Origin of the sequence: Pelosinus baikalensis (genome assembly GCF_020819555.1) — a bacterium.
GTDB classification, from domain to species: Bacteria; Bacillota; Negativicutes; order DSM-13327; family DSM-13327; genus Pelosinus; species Pelosinus baikalensis.
This window is the reverse complement of sequence record NZ_JAJHJB010000006.1, coordinates 120812-139861: the sequence shown is the minus strand read 5'-3', so window position 1 is coordinate 139861 and position 19050 is coordinate 120812. Positions and strand designations below refer to the sequence as shown.

Here is a 19050-nt window from a genome sequence, read left to right as displayed (position 1 = left end):
ATTCATAAAAGGGCTAATTAAATGTACTCACTAAATCCCTACTTCATTCTAAATCGTAAAAAGGTTATCCCATTGCTAGGATAACCCAATCAAATTTGTATCTTATATTGATTCAACAATTAAATATGATGATTATCCACATTAAAACATTGATAGGACTTTAAATTACGGATTGCTACCAATGCCTTTCCAATAAGTTGACCAACATCTCCAGTGTTGTCCTCTAAGTTGCAAATTTTTTCGCAACTTTCCAATAAGTCATTTTTATAGATTACGTAATTGGGTATCCTCTCTTCTTTTGTAATATCTTCGATACGATTAAGTATGGTAATAACTGCAGAATAGCATAATAGCCTTTCCATATTATTTTCCTTTTTGAGATTACGCACTAAGACCTCAATTTGTTCTAAAGCATTTTTAATTATCATCTGCAACTCTCTCTTCCTTCTAATTTGTATGTACAAAATTCGGCGAGAAGTTATAAACTCCTGCACACATACCTAATGTCGCTTGGGAATATCTTAAGAAGGAAAAACAAATAAATGTTGCTTTCCTTTAACTAAGATTATTTGTTCAATTATCACCTACTCCGCCTAGTAAGCATACAATGTAGTAAGTCACAAGACTACGCATGAAAAAAGGAGGAATAATTATGGGCTTCGGGTTTGGAGGTAATGGCAACGGCTGTGGTGGTAATTGGTCTATTATTATCATCATCATCATTTTGTTATTTTTCTGCTGTTCATCTGATGATTTTTCCTCTTGCTGATATTTTTAAAATTACTTTAGGAAATCTAATTTATACAATGAAAAAGGTACTTTACGCAAAGCATAAAGTACCTTTTTTCATTGTATAACCCAGTCTTTCTATTGTTTTTCAATTATGTCGATTATTTCTTCTAGATTACTTTTATTAAATTGATATTTAGCACTACAAAAAGGGCAACAAACTTCAGCTTCTCCATCCTCAACTAAAATATCGTTGATCTCTTCTACACCAAGACTAACCAGCACTTTCTGCACCTTTTCCAAGGAACAAGTACATTTAAATTCCAAAGGAACTTCTTCATAAATGGTAACTGATAAGCCAGCAAAGATTCGATTTATGATACCAGCTGCATCTAATCCCTCGCTTATCAATTGGGAAATGGGTGGTAATAAAGCTATATTTTTTTCAATTTTACTTAAAACCTCATCATCAGCATTAGGTAACGCTTGTACCATAAATCCTCCAGCCGCAGTAACAATCATATCTGGCTGCACTAAAACACCTAAAGCTACTGTTGACGGAGTTTGCTCTGATACATATAAGTAATTAGTAATATCTTCAGCTATTTCACCACTCACTAATTCTGCACTACCTGTAAAAGGCTGCTTTAAACCTGTAAATCGAGTAACAGATATCTGCCCCTTACCAACAGCATGACCAACATCTAACTTCCCCTCTCGTAAGGGTAAGTGGGCATGTGGATTTTTAACATACCCACGAACGCTTCCATTAGCATGAGCATCAGTAACAACCTCACCTAGAGGACCATCTCCACTAATTTTTATTGTAATGCTCTCATCTGTTTTAAGATTTGCAGCTAATAATAGAGCTCCAGTCATAGTCCGCCCTAGAGCAGCAGCTGCTACCGGATAACAATCATGGCGTTTTCTAGCCTCTTCTACTAGGGTTGTAGTCACCGCGGCAAAAGCCCGCACTCCACCCACTATAGTTGCCCTTGTAATATGGTCCCCCATGATTTCCCCCCCCCTTTATAACCTTTCTGACATTAAAACTTGCCCACTCATAGCATCTAAAACCTCAATAGTATCTCCTGCTAACCTAGCAAATGTACCAAGTCCATCGGCTCTCTTGGACATCGCTGGCGATCCTGGATTCAAATACACAATGTTATTATTTTTTTCCAGTACTGCTACATGAGTATGCCCTGTGATAAATAAATTGGCCTTAAACTTGATTGCCATTTCCTTCTTAGCATCATCTGTAAGATTATGTCCATGCGTAGCAATAATACGTAAGCCATCTACCATCGTATAAGTGTAGGGTGACTGTATGGGCATATTTAATACCATGCTATCCACCTCAGCATCGCAATTACCACACGCTGCTATAATGGGAATAGGACAATCATTCAGTACATTTGCTAATTGCTTAGGATTGTATTCTGCCGGAATATCATTTCGTGGACCATGATATAGTATATCTCCAGCATGAATAATAAAATCACACTGTGTAAAATATTTATCATAAATTGTTTCCCATGTTTTTGCACAACCATGAGTATCACTGATAATACCAATATTCATGTAATCACTCACCATTTCCCTGGAAATATTTTACTTTTATTATATTTGCCTTAATAAATTAGCCATTTCAATAGCGGTTACTGCAGACTCAAAACCTTTATTCCCTGCTTTCGTACCTGCTCTTTCGATTGCTTGTTCAATGCTTTCTGTGGTAAGAACACCAAAGATAGTAGGAACACCTGTAGCCATACCAACGTGAGCTACTCCTTTAGATACTTCTGCACAAACATAATCATAATGACTAGTACTTCCTCTTATAACAGTACCTAAGCATATCACAGCTTGATATTTATTGCTGTTAGCCATTTTCTGTGCTACTAAAGGTATTTCAAATGCACCAGGTACCCAAGCAACTTCGATATCCTCTTCCTTTACACCATGTCTTTTAAGACCATCTAAAGCTCCATCTAACAGCTTACTGTTTATAAACTCATTGAATCTCGCCACTACAACACCAATTTTTAATCCTTCAGCTACTAATTGTCCTTCAATAAATTTTACCATATTCTTATTCCTCCCCATATTGTTTAAGTAAATGCCCTAACTTTACTTTTTTAACAGATAAGTAACGTTGATTGAATTTATTCGCTTTAATTTCCACAGGTACTCTTTCCGTAATCGTTAATCCATAACCTTCTAAACCTGCTCTTTTTTTAGGATTATTCGTAAGCAGCTTAATACTTGTTAACCCTAAATCGACTAATATTTGAGCTCCAATCCCATAATCTCTGAGATCAGGTGCAAAACCCAATATTTCATTTGCTTCTACTGTATCCTTACCCTGATCCTGCAATGCATAAGCACGAATTTTATTGGCAAGACCAATTCCACGACCTTCTTGGCGCATATAAACCAGGACCCCTGCGTCTTCCTGACTAATACGTTTTAATGCATTATCTAGTTGTTCGCCGCAATCACAGCGCAGTGATCCTAATACATCACCCGTTAAGCATTCTGAATGTATGCGCACTAGTACATTTTCTTTACCTGCCACTTCACCTTTCACTAAAGCAACATGACATTGATTATCTAATTTGCTCTCATAAGCAACTAATTGAAAATCGCCATATTTAGTTGGCATTTTTGTTTCTGCACCGCGTATGATAAATGATTCATTAGCCTTCCGATACTTAATTAATTCTGCAATGGAAATGATCTTCAGATTATGTTTCGCAACAAATTCCAGTAGGTCTGGAACTCTAGCCATTCTGCCATCATCATTCATAATTTCGCAAATTACACCTGCAGGGTAACATCCAGCTAACTTTGGTAAGTCAACTGCGGCTTCCGTATGCCCTGCACGTCTTAAGACCCCGCCTTCTACATACCGCAATGGGAAAATATGACCTGGTCTTCTAAAATGTTCTGGGAGAGCATTGGGGTCTAACATAGCCCTAATCGTTTCTGCTCTTTCATGGGCTGAAATACCTGTTGTCACAGTATGTGCATCAACCGATACTGTAAAAGCAGTACAATTTGGATCCGTATTGTCACATACCATCGCACCAATACCCAGTTCGTCCAATTTAGAACCAATAACTGGCATACAAATAAGCCCACGTCCATGAGTCGCCATAAAATTAATAGCCTCAGGAGTCACTTTATCAGCAGCCATTAATAAGTCGCCCTCATTTTCTCTATCATCATCATCAACTACCACGATGATTTTACCATTTTTAATGTCTTCAATTGCTTCTTCAATCGTATTAAATTTCATGTTCATTCCTCCAATTTATAGTGTAAACCCATTTTTCTCTAGAAAATTCATGTTAATAGCAGAAGTTTTAGATTGTTGTTGAGCCGAGTCTAAATTTAGCAGCTTCTCTACATATTTTCCAATAACATCCACTTCTAGATTTACGACATCCCCCGTTTTCTTAAATCCTAATGTAGTGGCAGAAGCGCTATGAGGTATTAATGATACACTAAACCAATCCTGTCCATAATCTACGATAGTGAGACTGATACCATCAATTGCAATAGAACCTTTTTTTACAATATAGCGCATAACCTCGGAACCAGCCTCTATTTTAACAATTACGGCATTATCATTATTATCTTTAGTTCGAATGATTCCAATACCATCAATATGCCCGCTTACAATATGACCGCCAAAGCGATCACCAATACTAAGCGTTCTCTCAAGATTTACCTTAGAACCAATTTGTAAACTTGCCAGGGCTGTACTATCCACTGTTTCTGGCATAACATCAGCCGTAAAGTAATATGCATCATATTCAACTACCGTAAGACAAGTTCCATTAACAGCAATACTATCGCCTAATTTAACATCTTGTAAGACCTTATTTGCCGCTACCGTTAAACGCACAGATTTTACACCACGTGCAATGGCTTTGACTTTACCTAATTCTTCCACAAGTCCGGTAAACATCTCGTCCCTCCCGGTTACGCAGATATGCGCTAATTAATATATCTTCTCCAATTGCTTCCATATGTATATCTTCAAATCCTTTGGCGTCATTTACATCAGCTATCCCTTTTCCGCCAACTGGACCTGGAGCATCCACACCACCAATTATTTTAGGAGCAATAAACCAATTGATTTTATCAACCAAATTATCTTCTAGAACAGAAGCATTGATGGCAGCTCCACCCTCAATCAAAGTACTCGTAATTTGCTGCTCACCTAATATCTTAAATAAATGAGACAAATTCACACCAGCCGTCGTTTTCTCACACTCGATTACTTCCACACCATAAGCTCTAAGAGCATCAATTTTTTCTTGAGGTGCTTTATCAGTAACAGCAATCATGGTTCGCGCTAATCCATCCGTAACGACATTAGAATGAATTGGTGTGCGTGCCATACTGTCAACGACCACACGAATAGGATTTTTCCCCTGATACGCCAGACGAGTAGTTAAAGTGGGGTTATCAGCGAGCACTGTACCAATCCCGACTAAGATAGCATCATAAGTATCTCGTAATTGATGAACATAAATTCGTGATTCTACCCCTGTGATCCACTTAGAATGTCCTGTATAAGAAGCAATTTTCCCATCTAAAGACATGGCACTTTTCAAAAGTACAAAAGGCTTTTTCGTAGAAATCCATTTTATAAACGTTTCATTTAGCTTTGCTGCTTCCTTTGCCAAGACACCTTCTATTACTTCAATCCCAGCCTCACGTAACTTAGAAATACCTTGCCCGGCTACTAAGGGGTTAGGATCTGTCATGGCAATAATTACTTTTTTAATACCAGCTGCAATTAAAGCTTCCACACATGGTCCTGTTCTGCCATGATGAGAGCAAGGCTCTAATGTAACATAGATACTGGCATTATAGGCTAAATCTCCAGCTTGCTGCAATGCATTAATTTCAGCATGGGGCGTACCAGCCTTTCTATGCCATCCTTCGCCAACCACTCGCCCATCACGAACAATCACCGCTCCAACCATAGGATTGGGACTGGTACGACCTTTAGCATACTGAGCTAAAGCTAATGCCTGCCCCATATACTTTTCATCCATAATTGACCCTCCAAAAAAATTAAGCTGTTAAAAAAGTTTAAAAAAACTTTTTAACAGCCTCATAGAACATTAGAATGCAACATTGATTAAGCCTTATATAAGACTTAAATCATCACCTTTTTCCATCCAGACTATACTGTCGGCTCCGGAATTCCACCGGATCAGCCATACGGCTCGCGGGCTAATCACCGCCGGTAAGGAGTTAAAAGATCGCTCTTTTTCACCTTGCCCCAAAGGCTTACTTATTCAATTACTGTATATGTTACCAGCATTAAGGGAAATAATCAAGTCCCTCTAATTTCACAAATCGCTTTTTTTATGTCATCTGCCTGATATATCGCAGAACCTGCTACTAAAATATTGGCACCTGCAGCTACAACTTCTCTAGCCGTTACTGGATTTATGCCTCCATCAACTTGTATATCGACCTTCAGATTACGTTCATCAATCATTTTTTTTAGTTTCGCTATTTTATGAATCATACTAGGGATAAATTTTTGACCGCCAAATCCCGGATTTACAGTCATTAATAAGACCATATCCACTTCTCCAAGTACTTCTTCGATTGATGATAGCGGTGTTGCCGGATTAAGGGACACTCCCGTTTTTAGCCCTAGTTCTCGAACACATTGCAAGATTCTATGCAAGTGTGGAGCTGTTTCAACATGGATTGTTAAAAGATCGGCTCCTGCTTTAGCAAAGGGTTCAATGAAATCTTGAGGATTATTAACCATTAAATGTACATCAAATAACAATGTAGTAACCTTACGAATCGCAGCTACAACAGGTGGCCCAAAAGTAAGATTCGGCACAAAATGACCATCCATTATGTCGATGTGCAACATATCAGCACCTGCTGCCTCTACTAGTTTTATATCTTCAGCTAATTTCGAGAAATCGGCTGAAAGAATCGATGGTGAAATTTTAATCATACTATTTAAAATCCTTTCTTCTTATCTTGAATTTCTGCCAATATTTCAGTATAGGAATGATAGCGTTGCTCCTGAATACGCCCCTCTGTCACTAACTGCTTTACAGCACACTGAGGCTCTTTTAAATGTAGGCAAGTATTAAATTTACACTCATGCACAACGGCTGCAATTTCAGGAAAATAATACATCAGTTCATTTTTTTTCACATTCTCAAACTCAGTAAAGCTAAAACCTGGTGTATCTACTACAAATCCGCCACTAGAAAGAGGTAACAATTCAGCAAAGCGAGTCGTATGTTTACCACGTCCTATCTTTTCACTGACTTGACCAGTTACCAATGTAAGACCCTCTTCTACAGTATTTAAGATCGTAGATTTACCAGCCCCAGAGGGACCGGCAAATACGCTAATCTTCCCAGATAGCTGATTACGTAATTCTTCTATGCCAACACCCATCTTAGCAGATATCGTAATAACACAATAGCCAATGCTACGATATAGTTCGAGAATTGGTTTTAATTCCTCACTATCTGCTAAATCAATTTTATTAATACAGATGACAATATCTAAATCTGACATTTCAGCCAATACTAAAAATCGGTCTATTAATATGGTATTGATATCTGGGCTTACTGCTGCAAAAGTGATGATCACTTGATCGATATTCGCAATCATCGGTCGTTGCAGCATACTACGACGCGGTAAAATCTTTTCAATGATTCCCTTGCCATTTTCTGTTATATTATACTCTACTTCATCCCCTACTAGAAGAGAAAAGCGCTCTTTCTTAAAACGTCCTCGCAAAGTACACATTGTTACTTTCGCATTGGTCTTCACATAATAAAAACTATTATATGTTTTCAATATCACCCCATGCTGCACTTTTTTGCCTCCTGTTATATTGTTTGCTCTTGCAACAATACACCATTTATATATACTTGTACTCTTACTTGTCCTACACCATCAACTGTTTTTTCAACCTTATCACCAGGCTTGTGTACATTTTCATAAACTACACGCCGTCCATTTGTATCTGTTATGACGATTTGTACAGCTTGCCGTATTGCTCCTTCAGGAACAGTGATCTGCACTACAGCCTTTTTGGTAGCACTAGTATTTCCCTTGGCAACCGTTAAGTCAACGGCTGCACCTTCTGTAATCTCAGCAGCAGGACTGGGGTTTTGTCCAATAATCGTCCCAGAAGGATATTTGTCACTCACTTCTTCTGTTACTTTACCAACCTTTAATTTTAAACTTTCAAATTGAGTATTTACAGTATTAATTGGCGTTCCACGGAAATCTGGCAAAGCAAATTTGCGCGGACCAGCCCCTTTACTTACAACAAGATCAATCGCTGTATTTTTATTAACCTGTGCAGGTGGCCGCGGCTGCTGATTAATAATAACATCAACAGGCGTATCAGCATTAAACTGCTCATCAATTCTCCCTACCACAAGTCCTGCATTTTTAATTTGCAGCTCTGCATCTCGCCGACTAAGTCCTCTAAGATCAGGAACTACAGTAATTTCGCCACCCTTACTAACGACAAGATTAATCATACGCTGCTCTTTTACAATATTTCCAGCATCTGGAGATTGGGAAATAACATGTCCGGCTGGTATTTTATCACTAAATGCTTCGGATACATTCACTCGCAAGTTTTGATCTACTAAAAGACTGCGGGCAACCTCAACTTGCTTACCAATAACATTAGGCACAGTAACTTCATTGTTGCTCCAGAACTTACCAAATGCGAAAAAGGCACCTATCATAAAACCAAATAGCAGTAATAATACCAGTCCCCATACTACTCGTTTGGAATGATTTTTTTTCTGCAAATTATTATTATCCACTTCTAGCGCAGTCCCCGAATTGGCTTGAGATATAATGGGCTCATCTAAACGTGGCAATATCTGTGTGGGAAAATCTCCTCTTGATAAGCGTCGCGTATGATCATCTCTGAAATAATTCTGTACGGACTTTAAGTCCGTAATCATTTCACCAATATCATTATAACGATTAGATACATCTTTAGCCATTGCCTTTAATACAATAGCTTCTAACAATGGCGGTACCTCTGGTTTTAATTCTCGTATAGGACGAGGCTCTTCTTGTAAGTGCTTCAATGCAATACTAATCGGTGTCTCACCATTAAAAGGCACTGTACCTGTCAGCATTTCGTAAAGAACTACCCCTAAAGAATAAATATCAGACTTTGCTCCAACTGCAGTTCCTTTCGCTTGTTCTGGCGAAAAATAATGCACCGATCCAATAATCGTCGCGGTATGATGCATCGTCACAGAACTTACAGCTCTTGCAATACCAAAGTCTGTAACTTTAATACGTCCTGCACGAGTCATAAGGATATTATGAGGCTTTATATCACAATGCACTAAATTATTTTGATGAGCGTGTTCTAATGCTTCTGCAATATCTGCAGCAATTCTCACGGCCATTTCAATCGGCAGTGGCTCTCGCAAAATACGTTCCTTAAGAGTTTCACCTGAAATATATTCCATAACAATATAATGTACTTCATCATCTTTGCCAACATCATACATATTCACAATATTATGATGGGATAGTCGGGCAGCAGCCTGCGCTTCGCGACGAAAACGAGTAACAAATTCTTCATCATTAGCAAATTGCGAGCGTAGCACTTTTACAGCTACAGAGCGATCCAATAGTTTATCATGAGCACGATAAACATCAGCCATACCGCCGCCGCCAATATGTTCCAAAATAGTATATCTTTTATCAAGAGTTCGATCAATCATGGTGAACTATCACCTCCTTATTGTAATGCCGCCTTAAATACTTGACGAGCCATCGGCGCTGCAATGCTTCCCCCAAATCCAGCGTTCTCAACAATTACCGCAATTGCAACTTGGGGATTATCTGCTGGTGCAAAACCAATAAACCAAGCATGAGAATCGCCTTGGGAATTCTCTGCTGTACCAGTCTTACCTGCTACTAATACTCCTGGCAAAGAGGCCGCTGTACCTGTACCATTGCGAACTACCTTCACCATCATCTTATTAATTTCATCAGCCAATTGAGGAGTTGTGGGAGTAAGCCATTCTTCAGGTGCAAACGTTTTTATAAGACTTCCATCTACGCCTGTTATTTTGTCAACAAGATAGGGTCTCATAATTTTCCCCTCATTTGCGAAACTGCTTGCTAACATAGCCATCCGCAAAGGAGTAACTAATAAACTTCCTTGTCCAATACCTGTTTGCGCTAGATCTCCATCTCCTAAAGAGGAAAAATCAGGCAAATGAGAAGCAACTTCTTGCAATTCTTGACCAACAGAACGCTTAAATCCAAATCGCTCAAAGGTATTTTCCATTTTTTTATACCCTAATTTTAAAGATAATGTACCAAAAAATACATTGGACGAAACAGCTAATGCTTCTTCTAAATTAATATTCCCATAAGCTTCCAAATGGCTTTCTTGTAAAATATAGTCTGGTGGAATCTTTAAAGCCGCTTCACAATATATTTTTTCTTTTAAATCGATTACCTTTTCCCTGCGTGCTGCCTCTGCAATCATAACCTTAAGCGTAGACCCTGGAGGATATAATCCCTGGGTTACTCGGTTTAATAAAGGACTGTTTTTATCAGTAGAAATACGTTTCCATTGCTGATCAATTTCATTGGGGTCAAAGCTTGGTTTGCTTACCATCGCTAATATAGCTCCTGTATTAGGATTGATCGCCACAATTGCACCTTTATGATTACCAAGTGCTTTATAGGCTGTTTCCTGCACAGTAGCATCCAATGTTAACACCACATTATTACCAGACCTGTTCGTAAATAAATGGCTTACAGCACCTAAATGAGCAATGGAGGTATTATTTCCTGTTAAGTCACTATTGAAAGTACTCTCAACACCACTCCGACCATAGGTAATACTATCATAGCCCACTACCTGAGCAGCAATTGATCCATAAGGATATTCCCGTTTAAAACTATCTCCTACTTTTTTACTATATGCTAGCTTTTCACCACTCTTATCGAGTATCATACCCTGGGGAATCATACGAGAAGCTTCAAGAGTACGGCGATTTAAGGGATGCGCTATTAAAAAATCACTTTGAACTATTTGAATATAAGTTAAATAGAAAAGTAAAACAACCAATAAACTTAATAGTCCAAAAGCAACCTTACGAATATTCTTAGCCAAATCATTCATGTCATTTCGCATCGTAGCCTCTCACTTCCGATATGGAAAATAACATACCGAGTAAAATAAAATTAGAAACAATGGAACTCCCGCCATAGCTAATGAAAGGTAAAGTAATACCTGTTAGAGGGAAAAATTTAATGACACCAGCAATAATTAAAAAAGTCTGCAACGCCATGGAAACTGCTAGTCCAGCAGCAACCATCATACTAAAGGGCATTAAAGACAACAAAGATGTTCGAAAGGCACGGTAAATCATAAGGATATAAAGCAAGATGACAGCTCCCGCACCGATAAGCCCCATTTCTTCTCCAATCGCTGCAAAAATAAAGTCTGTATGAACCTCAGGAATCATCGTAGGAAATCCATAAGTGAGACCACTTCCCATGATTCCTCCCGATCCTAAAGCAAACAAAGATTGAACAATTTGATAAGCCCCGCCCGAGGGATCACTCCAAGGATTAAGCCAAATATCAACTCGCAGTTGAATATGAGAATATAAATTGTAACAGATTACAGAACCAACTAGAAATGAGATCATGCCAATTATCACATAACTGGATCTGCCGCTAACCATATATGTCATGATAATGGCAAGACCAAAATATAATAAAGCGGCACCCATATCCCGCTGCAAAACAAACATTAACATTCCAAGACCCCACACTGCAATAAGAGGTGCAATAAATCTTGGATGGGGCAATACAAAGGGGCCATAATGCTTCGTAGCAAGAGTAAGTAATTCCCGCCTCTCACTCAAATAGGCTGCTAAAAACAATACGATAAAGATCTTTGCAAACTCAGAAGGTTGAAACCGAACAGGTCCCATGATGATCCAATTCTTATTCCCGCCAATGTCTACTCCAAATAGTATCGCTGATAATAATAATCCAACACCAATAAAACCACAGATATATTTAAAGTAAGCTATTTGTTCTAATCGCTTAGCAAGAATTGCTGAGATTAGAAAAGCACTTAAGCCCACACCTACCCACATCACTTGCAGCATGAAAAGCTCTGGTTTAAGTCTCAAAATGATAATTAGCCCTATTCCAACTAATAAAGATGCCAAAGGTAAAAACAAAGGATCACCAGTATGTCCAACTTTGCATAATACTACATTGGCAGCCATAAATCCGGCAAAGATGAAAGCGACTGCCCCTAGGGTCTGGTAATTTAGAACACCATGAGCTAAGTTAACTGCTAAAATGCCATTTAACATAATTATACCTGCAACTACAAGCAAGTTACGCTCCAGTTGTCGTGTGTTAATCATGCCTATCTGTCCTCATTTTTTAACAAGATCACAGTAATATTATCAAACCCACCAGCATCTTTAGCCTGATTTACTAATTGTTCTACAATAGAAGAAATTTCACAATCTTTTCTCTGCATTAGAGTACAGATATTCTGCTCACTGACCATATTTGTTAGCCCATCTGTACACATTAATACAATATCACCTGGCTTCCATTGTACAAAACCAGTATCAACTGTAATAAGGCAACTAGTACCAACTGCACGAGTCAACAAATTCCTTTTAGGATGAACATAGGCCTCATCTCTAGTTATATTACCACTTTGGACCAATTCCCAAACTAAGGAATGATCATTTGTTAGTTGATTAAGTTTTCCATTACGCAATAGATACATACGACTATCACCAACATGACCCCAGTATATTGTATCTCCATCTATATAAGAAGCTGTGACAGTAGTACCCATACCACTGAACTCTTCTTTAGACAGTGCCATTTGATATATTGAGGTATTCGCCTGTATTATCGCGTCTTTTAACAATATTTCAAGATTATCCTTCCCCACATGCTCTTGAATATAACCATTAACTGTACTTATTGCAAGCTTACTTGCAATTTCTCCAGCCACATGACCTCCCATGCCATCCGCCACAATAAATAAATGCGGCGGATCACAGATATAGCTATCTTCATTTGTTTCTCTAACCAACCCAATATCAGAAATTACATGTGCTAGCAATACCCCTCACCCCTTAAAGCTAAATGTTACCGCTCCAATTTTAATTAAATCACCATTTTTCAATAAAGTCGCCTCCACTATAGGCTGACCATTTAAATACGTTTTATTGGTACTGTTCAAGTCTGTCAGCAAATATCCCTGCTGTCCTTTATTAATACTGGCATGTTCATGAGATACAAATGAATCATCAATGATAATTCCATTTTGTTCATTACGTCCAAGGTATGTAATATCATCTAAAGAAAAACTATTCTGGGATAATTTGATGTGTCCGCTATCAACAACAAGCAGATTAGCCCGCTTATGAAAATTAGATTGATTACCTTCATTTCCTATAGATAATTTTTTTTGTCCTGATCGGTCTAAATCAGTATATATAATTTTTATGACTTTGCTTAAAAAATAATAGATTAATCCTAGCAAACTATATTGTAATACTATTCCAATATAGTTGAAAAAAGCCTCCTTATTGGGCATTTAATTCACCTCATATAAAATAACAGTATTACCTATTTTTATATGATCACCATTTTCTAATTCTTTACGCATAATCCGATGATCATTAACATATGTGCCATTAAGGCTTTTAGCATCATATAAGATGTGATTTTTATCCTCTACGATCACATAAGCCTGTAAACGAGATGTATTTAAATCCGTAAGTGGTAATTCATTACTGGCCCGTCGACCAATATTCACTCGATTGTTCTTTACATCAACTTTTACTCCTATATCAGGTCCTTCCAAAACTTTTAATGTCCCTAATAAACATGGCTCCTTACCCATCATATTACATTCTACTTTATCAAACACACGAGTATCCGACTCAAGATGACATCCAGGATCTTCACTTTCCAACTTATTTTCTTCTGGCAGTGGTTCACTAAAGAAACTAACCACGCGAAAATTACCTTTTGTAATCCCTATATCCTCATTAAATTCGATTACAGGTGTACCGATAATCGTATATTGCCTTTGCTCTGCCTGACCTGCTATGTAAAGGGATAACTCTTTGCAAATCGTCTGGCTATAAGAAACGATTCGACTGTAATCTGCATTATTTAAATAAACGATGTATAAATTAGGAACATAGGTTTTAGAAATACCCACTGTTTTTTCATCATCCATTGTCCTAACTAATTGCTTACCAATTTCAATAGGCTGTAACCCACTGGAAAATTTATTATTAAAAAAGCCTTCAATATATTTTTCAAACATATTTTCTAAACTTCTTACAAACTTCATGTCATTACCTCACCAATAATTTAATCTATTTTATTATACGTTATATTATCAGCATAGTCAAAATAAGGTAATATTATCCCATTTTATTTAAATCAGTAACATAAAAAAGACCTGGCTTGTACCAAGTCCTTATTTGGCAGGTATAGACCTCAACTATTTCCTTAGAACAAAATTATATGCTAATTTTGCTTATAAGAAAGTCAAGATACTATTTATTTTTGCTTAGCTTTTAATTTTCATTTAAAACTTTATTTCGAAGCTGCCCACAGGCAGCACGTATATCTGTTCCCATTTCACGACGAACTGTAACGTTAATTCTTCTTTCAAGAAGAATCTTCTCAAAGTGTTGAATTGTTTTGCTGTCAGGTCGTAATAATCCACGCTCAATTACTGGATTAACGGGAATCAAATTGACATTGGCCAGACGTCCCCTCATCAAAATCGCCAACTCTTTAGCATGTTCTATCTTATCATTCAGATCTGCAATTAATATATACTCGTATGTCACTCGCCTGCCTGTTTGTTCGGCATAAAAATCGCCTGCAGCCATGACCTCCGGTAGGGAATAGCGATTATTAATTGGCATTAACAAAGAACGTAATTCGTTATTCGATGCATGCAGAGAAATAGACAGCGTCAACGGCAATCCCTCTGCTGCTAATCTGTTTATTTCTGGCACTAAACCAGATGTAGATAATGTTATGCCTCGATAACTTAAGTGAAGGCTATATTCGGCATGGCATAATTTAATGAATTTTAAAACATTGTCATAATTGGCCAAGGGTTCTCCTGATCCCATAATAACAATGGTATTCACAGTGCTCCCTTCCTGCTGCAATACTTTATTAATATATAAAACTTGCGCCAACATTTCGCCACCAGTTAAATTCCTTGAAACACCATTTAAAGTGGATGCACAAAATACACATCCCATGGCGCATCCAACCTGAGTTGATATACACACACTATTACCATAGAACTGGCGCATTAAAACAGTTTCTACTGCCATGCCATCATGAAACTCCAACAAATATTTACTAGTCTTACCGTCTGAAGATTGTTCAACAGCTCGCGCCGTTACAGAATGAATCACAAAGTACTCCGTTAATAATGTCCTATGTTTCTTGGATATATTCGTCATATCTTTAAAATCATAAACCCCATCCTGATACATCCATTTTGCAATTTGCACAGCACTGTATTTAGGCAAACCATAGGGCTGGATGGCCGCTGCAATCTCCTCTATAAACATTCCAAAAATATTAATATTCATTTTTGTTCACCTATTTCACTCGCACTAAACGAGAAATGAAAAATCCATCTACATGATCAATATGTGGCCATAACTGCACCATCTCAGCCTTATTTTCTGTAACTGGAAACATTTCCCCGGCATGCTGCAAGGCAAAATCCGGATTTCCCTTCAAAAAATTGTTAACAACATCTTGGTTTTCTTCCGGCTCAGTTGTACAAGTACTATATACTAAGGTGCCACCCAATTTTACGCATTCCGCAGCACTTTTTAAAATAGCCATTTGTAATATCGGTAATTCCTTAAACATATCCTCGGTCTTTCTCCAGCGAGAATCAGCTTTTCGCCGTAAGACTCCTAATCCAGAACAAGGTGCATCCACTAATACTTTATCCGCTTGTCTTGCATAGTTATCGCCTAAGGTTGTCGCATCCAGACTCTGCACATCAATAATTGTCAGACCTAATCGCTGAGCGTTCTCCTGGGTTAGAGCTAATTTATGTTCATAAATATCCGTTGACAAAACCCGCCCCTTATTTTCCATTAACGTTGCGATATGGGTACTTTTACCTCCAGGTGCGCCACAAGCATCAATAATAAACTCGCCTGGCTTAGGAGCCAGAACGTGAGCAACTAACATAGAGCTTTCATCTTGTATTTGAAATAATCCATCACGTAACGATTTTAATGTACTAAGCGCTGGATAACTATGACATACAATTCCTTCTGGAGTCCATACCGATGCTTCCGCACTTACACCTTCTAGATTTAAAATATCTAACAGTTCTTCTCTGGTATTCTTCAACGTATTGGTACGTAATGAAAGAGCTGGAGTCACATTATTAATCTGGCACAACTCTTCAGCAGCATCAGCGCCTAAACGTTTCACCCATCGAGCCACCATCCATTGGGGATGAAAATATTTTAAGGCTAAGAATTTGACAATATTCTTTTCTCTGTCGGGATAAATTACTTTTTCAGGTCCCCGACCAGCGTTTCTTAACACCGCATTTACAAATTTCACAGTACCAGTATGTCCATATTTTTTTGTTAATTCTACTGCTTGATTGCAAGCTGCGGATACAGGAACTTTGGACAAGAAGAAGATCTGATACATTCCCATACGCAAAATATTCAAAATAACTGGCGCAACTTTATTTAACGACCTAGTTACATAGTGACCAATAATCCAATCCAAGGTTTCACCGGCCTTAATCGTACCATATACTAATTCTGTAATAAATCGACGGTCTTGATCAGAAATCTTGTGACGATTGAGCTCTCTCACTAAGGCTATGTTTGCATAAGCATGATTACTTGTCACATCATTGATAATTTTAAGAGCAATTTCACGTGCATCCATTTGTTCACCTTTACTACCTTTATTTTTTAAGAATAAAATCTTGTACCGCTTTCTCAACTCGTTTAATATCAATTCGCGTATTACAACATGGTCCATTTGGCCTTTCATTCAAAACACCAATAACGGGAATCGGAAACACATCTTGAATACCACTTGTCAAATCTCGTTCACAAGCAATGGCTAGAATGGCATGGGGACGCAAGGTTTTTACCACCTTACGAGCTAATGTCCCTCCATTAGAAATTGCTACATGTACCCCAAATTTTTCTGAAATCGTCAGTAAATCTCCTACCTGACAAGCACCACATTTTCGACAATTACTAATATCGTGAGTCACTTTATACTGACACATCTCTTTTTGAATACAATGTGGTGTAAGAATTAAGAGTTTCTCAGGTGCAACTTTAATTCTTTTTTGCTGTATTAAGTAATTACTAACTTCAATAAAGGAACGTTCGACTCTTTCCTTTTCCACATCAAAGATTTTACCAATTCGAATGGCAAGGGGAAATAATAAATTAATAGCAGACCAAGCAGGTCCTTGGAATAAAGCTAGAGTAGAAAAACCTAAAATAGCTAGAATGATTCCACCAACTCCAATTCCAATAGCCAAGATAAATAATGCCAAGAAAACGCCAAGAATAATCGGCAAGTGAGTGCTGATATTTGCTAATCCTGGGAAGCTTACCATCCACAATCCATAAGTAGAAAGAGTAGCCACTAACAAACTAGCTAATATAAGTGCCAAAAACAAGCGTTTCTTGGGACGAGCCATCACCTCTATCATGAAAATTCACCTTCTATTCTAAGATATCGCCAACACTTAACCCATAACCACATATAAAATCAATTGCCCTCATACGACGCTTACTGGCAGGCTGAACTTCTAAAATTTCCAGCAAGCCCTGCCTTGTTTCTACTACAAAACCTTCTGCAGTAATCTTAGCGATTCTCCCTGACTGAGCTACTATATCATCTGTTGGATAAATCCTAGTTTGCCAGATTTTTAAGTTTTTATCTTGATAGAAACAATAAGCGCCAGGCCAGGGATTAAGACCTCTAACCAAATTATGAATGGCAGCTGCCGGTTCTTGCCAATTGATACGTTCTAATTCCCTTGTCAACATAGAAGCATAGGTAGCCTCTTCATTATTTTGTGCAATACGTGGAGCTTTCTTATCCACAATTAATTTCATCGTCTCACTAAGCACCTTTGCACCAATATTTTTTAACTTATCATGGATATCGCCAGTAGTATCCATTTCAGAAATGGATACCTTCTCCTTTAATATCATGTCCCCTGTATCCATGCCAATATCCATAAACATTGTGGTGACACCAGTTACTTTATCACCTTTAATAATTGACCAATGGATGGGTGCAGCTCCCCGATATAAAGGTAATAAAGATGCGTGCACATTTATACAACCCAAAGGAGGTAAATCTAATAGCGTTTTGGGCAATAACTGTCCAAAAGCAACAACAACAATAATATCAGGTTTTAAAGAGAACAATACATCTTGAAATGCAGGGTCTTTTACTTTATTAGGTTGCAATACAGGTAATTTATAAGAAATTGCAGCCTGCTTTACTGGGGACTCTGCCAGTTTTTGTCCTCGCCCTTTAGGTCGATCAGGCTGAGTTACCACTGCAACAACATTATATTCTTCTTTAACTAATGCATCTAAACAAGGAACAGCAAAATCTGGCGTCCCCATAAATACGACTCTTAATTTTGACATATCAATTACCCCTTATGAATGGTTTTTGCTTTTTCAATAAATAATATGCCATCCAAATGATCAATTTCATGCTGCAGGGCTCTAGCTAACAAACCAGTCCCTGTAATAGTTATATTTTTACCAAAACGATTTAATCCTGTAACGGTAACTTCAGAAAACCTCTCAACTTCACCAAAAACCCCAGGGACACTTAAACATCCTTCATTACCTAATTCACAGCCTTCACTTTTTATAATAATTGGATTTATTAATTCGATCAGCTCGTCATCCACATCCAAAACAATCACCCTAAGAGATACGCCAACCTGCGGAGCTGCTAATCCAACTCCATCAGCATTATACATAGTTTGAGCCATATCATCAATAAGTTTCCTTATTTTTCTATCAACGCGAGCTACAGGCTCAGCTATTTCTTTTAATACTTTGTCACCAGCTTTTCTAATTTCCATACAGTTATAATACCCTCCTACCTTGGATAAATCCTGCACAAATTTTATCATAGAACTATACAAAAATCCACGCCTATACT

20 protein-coding genes and 1 riboswitch are annotated in these 19050 nt (G+C 37.8%); all 20 genes read right to left on the bottom strand.

Features of this window, described 5'->3' with window-relative positions; all coding sequences use genetic code 11:
* Positions 1–119: 119 nt before the first annotated feature.
* Positions 120–428: a hypothetical protein gene (locus LMF89_RS06780; RefSeq protein WP_229534469.1), complete on the bottom strand. Its 309-nt coding sequence runs from the start codon at positions 426–428 to the stop codon at positions 120–122.
* Positions 429–867: 439 nt separating this feature from the next.
* Positions 868–1743, bottom strand: a complete 876-nt coding sequence (gene hslO, locus LMF89_RS06775; RefSeq protein WP_229534449.1) for an Hsp33 family molecular chaperone HslO — start codon at positions 1741–1743, stop codon at positions 868–870.
* Between the two features lie 15 nt (positions 1744–1758).
* Complete coding sequence (gene yfcE, locus LMF89_RS06770; RefSeq protein ID WP_229534448.1) at positions 1759–2313, bottom strand: phosphodiesterase; 555 nt, start codon at positions 2311–2313, stop codon at positions 1759–1761.
* Positions 2314–2352: 39 nt separating this feature from the next.
* The gene (gene ribH / locus LMF89_RS06765) at positions 2353–2817 is read right to left on the bottom strand and encodes a 6,7-dimethyl-8-ribityllumazine synthase (RefSeq protein WP_007934637.1); all 465 of its coding nucleotides are present in this window, start codon (positions 2815–2817) and stop codon (positions 2353–2355) included.
* Between the two features lie 4 nt (positions 2818–2821).
* Complete coding sequence (locus LMF89_RS06760) at positions 2822–4030, bottom strand: bifunctional 3,4-dihydroxy-2-butanone-4-phosphate synthase/GTP cyclohydrolase II (protein WP_007953014.1); 1209 nt, start codon at positions 4028–4030, stop codon at positions 2822–2824.
* 15 nt (positions 4031–4045) lie between these two features.
* Entirely contained in the window at positions 4046–4705 is a 660-nt protein-coding gene (locus tag LMF89_RS06755; protein WP_229534447.1) for a riboflavin synthase, read from the bottom strand.
* Positions 4674–5804 (bottom strand): bifunctional diaminohydroxyphosphoribosylaminopyrimidine deaminase/5-amino-6-(5-phosphoribosylamino)uracil reductase RibD, encoded by a 1131-nt coding sequence (gene ribD, locus LMF89_RS06750; protein ID WP_229534446.1) that lies wholly within the window; start codon positions 5802–5804, stop codon positions 4674–4676. The genes LMF89_RS06755 and ribD overlap by 32 nt, the downstream gene beginning before the upstream one ends.
* Before the next feature lie 110 nt (positions 5805–5914).
* Positions 5915–6046, bottom strand: a riboswitch (FMN riboswitch).
* Between the two features lie 42 nt (positions 6047–6088).
* Positions 6089–6736: a ribulose-phosphate 3-epimerase gene (gene rpe / locus LMF89_RS06745; protein WP_007953020.1), complete on the bottom strand. Its 648-nt coding sequence runs from the start codon at positions 6734–6736 to the stop codon at positions 6089–6091.
* 5 nt (positions 6737–6741) lie between these two features.
* Positions 6742–7617 (bottom strand): ribosome small subunit-dependent GTPase A, encoded by an 876-nt coding sequence (gene rsgA / locus LMF89_RS06740; protein ID WP_229534445.1) that lies wholly within the window; start codon positions 7615–7617, stop codon positions 6742–6744.
* 14 nt (positions 7618–7631) lie between these two features.
* Positions 7632–9512 (bottom strand): Stk1 family PASTA domain-containing Ser/Thr kinase, encoded by a 1881-nt coding sequence (gene pknB, locus LMF89_RS06735; RefSeq protein WP_229534444.1) that lies wholly within the window; start codon positions 9510–9512, stop codon positions 7632–7634.
* A gap of 17 nt (positions 9513–9529) precedes the next feature.
* Positions 9530–10942: a peptidoglycan D,D-transpeptidase FtsI family protein gene (locus tag LMF89_RS06730; protein WP_229534443.1), complete on the bottom strand. Its 1413-nt coding sequence runs from the start codon at positions 10940–10942 to the stop codon at positions 9530–9532.
* Complete coding sequence (locus LMF89_RS06725; RefSeq protein WP_229534442.1) at positions 10932–12197, bottom strand: FtsW/RodA/SpoVE family cell cycle protein; 1266 nt, start codon at positions 12195–12197, stop codon at positions 10932–10934. The genes LMF89_RS06730 and LMF89_RS06725 overlap by 11 nt, the downstream gene beginning before the upstream one ends.
* Positions 12198–12199: 2 nt before the next feature.
* Positions 12200–12919: a Stp1/IreP family PP2C-type Ser/Thr phosphatase gene (locus tag LMF89_RS06720; protein WP_229534441.1), complete on the bottom strand. Its 720-nt coding sequence runs from the start codon at positions 12917–12919 to the stop codon at positions 12200–12202.
* A 6-nt stretch (positions 12920–12925) separates the two neighbouring features.
* On the bottom strand, positions 12926–13396 hold the full coding sequence (locus LMF89_RS06715; RefSeq protein WP_007953032.1) for an FHA domain-containing protein: 471 nt from the start codon (positions 13394–13396) through the stop codon (positions 12926–12928).
* Positions 13397–14164: an FHA domain-containing protein gene (locus LMF89_RS06710; protein WP_229534440.1), complete on the bottom strand. Its 768-nt coding sequence runs from the start codon at positions 14162–14164 to the stop codon at positions 13397–13399.
* 229 nt (positions 14165–14393) lie between these two features.
* Positions 14394–15437: a dual-specificity RNA methyltransferase RlmN gene (gene rlmN, locus LMF89_RS06705; protein WP_007953036.1), complete on the bottom strand. Its 1044-nt coding sequence runs from the start codon at positions 15435–15437 to the stop codon at positions 14394–14396.
* Between the two features lie 10 nt (positions 15438–15447).
* The gene (rsmB, locus tag LMF89_RS06700) at positions 15448–16779 is read right to left on the bottom strand and encodes a 16S rRNA (cytosine(967)-C(5))-methyltransferase RsmB (RefSeq protein WP_229534439.1); all 1332 of its coding nucleotides are present in this window, start codon (positions 16777–16779) and stop codon (positions 15448–15450) included.
* Positions 16780–16798: 19 nt separating this feature from the next.
* Positions 16799–17566, bottom strand: coding sequence for a DUF116 domain-containing protein (locus LMF89_RS06695; RefSeq protein ID WP_229534438.1), 768 nt, complete (start codon positions 17564–17566; stop codon positions 16799–16801).
* 13 nt (positions 17567–17579) lie between these two features.
* Complete coding sequence (gene fmt / locus LMF89_RS06690; protein WP_229534437.1) at positions 17580–18521, bottom strand: methionyl-tRNA formyltransferase; 942 nt, start codon at positions 18519–18521, stop codon at positions 17580–17582.
* Between the two features lie 5 nt (positions 18522–18526).
* Positions 18527–19021: a peptide deformylase gene (def, locus tag LMF89_RS06685; RefSeq protein WP_036680144.1), complete on the bottom strand. Its 495-nt coding sequence runs from the start codon at positions 19019–19021 to the stop codon at positions 18527–18529.
* Positions 19022–19050: the final 29 nt, after the last annotated feature.

Bases quoted from the DNA above. Each gene is read 5' to 3' on its own strand.
- LMF89_RS06725 (WP_229534442.1), bottom strand. From the start codon at position 12,197: ATGATTAACACACGACAACTGGAGCGTAACTTGCTTGTAGTTGCAGGT.
- ribD (WP_229534446.1), bottom strand. From the start codon at position 5,804: ATGGATGAAAAGTATATGGGGCAGGCATTAGCTTTAGCTCAGTATGCT.
- pknB (WP_229534444.1), bottom strand. From the start codon at position 9,512: ATGATTGATCGAACTCTTGATAAAAGATATACTATTTTGGAACATATT.
- yfcE (WP_229534448.1), bottom strand. From the start codon at position 2,313: ATGAATATTGGTATTATCAGTGATACTCATGGTTGTGCAAAAACATGG.
- def (WP_036680144.1), bottom strand. From the start codon at position 19,021: ATGATAAAATTTGTGCAGGATTTATCCAAGGTAGGAGGGTATTATAAC.
- LMF89_RS06695 (WP_229534438.1), bottom strand. From the start codon at position 17,566: ATGATAGAGGTGATGGCTCGTCCCAAGAAACGCTTGTTTTTGGCACTT.
- fmt (WP_229534437.1), bottom strand. From the start codon at position 18,521: ATGTCAAAATTAAGAGTCGTATTTATGGGGACGCCAGATTTTGCTGTT.
- LMF89_RS06730 (WP_229534443.1), bottom strand. From the start codon at position 10,942: ATGCGAAATGACATGAATGATTTGGCTAAGAATATTCGTAAGGTTGCT.
- rpe (WP_007953020.1), bottom strand. From the start codon at position 6,736: ATGATTAAAATTTCACCATCGATTCTTTCAGCCGATTTCTCGAAATTA.
- rlmN (WP_007953036.1), bottom strand. From the start codon at position 15,437: ATGAATATTAATATTTTTGGAATGTTTATAGAGGAGATTGCAGCGGCC.
- LMF89_RS06710 (WP_229534440.1), bottom strand. From the start codon at position 14,164: ATGAAGTTTGTAAGAAGTTTAGAAAATATGTTTGAAAAATATATTGAA.
- ribH (WP_007934637.1), bottom strand. From the start codon at position 2,817: ATGGTAAAATTTATTGAAGGACAATTAGTAGCTGAAGGATTAAAAATT.
- LMF89_RS06780 (WP_229534469.1), bottom strand. From the start codon at position 428: ATGATAATTAAAAATGCTTTAGAACAAATTGAGGTCTTAGTGCGTAAT.
- LMF89_RS06760 (WP_007953014.1), bottom strand. From the start codon at position 4,030: ATGAAATTTAATACGATTGAAGAAGCAATTGAAGACATTAAAAATGGT.
- LMF89_RS06755 (WP_229534447.1), bottom strand. From the start codon at position 4,705: ATGTTTACCGGACTTGTGGAAGAATTAGGTAAAGTCAAAGCCATTGCA.
- rsmB (WP_229534439.1), bottom strand. From the start codon at position 16,779: ATGGATGCACGTGAAATTGCTCTTAAAATTATCAATGATGTGACAAGT.
- LMF89_RS06715 (WP_007953032.1), bottom strand. From the start codon at position 13,396: ATGCCCAATAAGGAGGCTTTTTTCAACTATATTGGAATAGTATTACAA.
- hslO (WP_229534449.1), bottom strand. From the start codon at position 1,743: ATGGGGGACCATATTACAAGGGCAACTATAGTGGGTGGAGTGCGGGCT.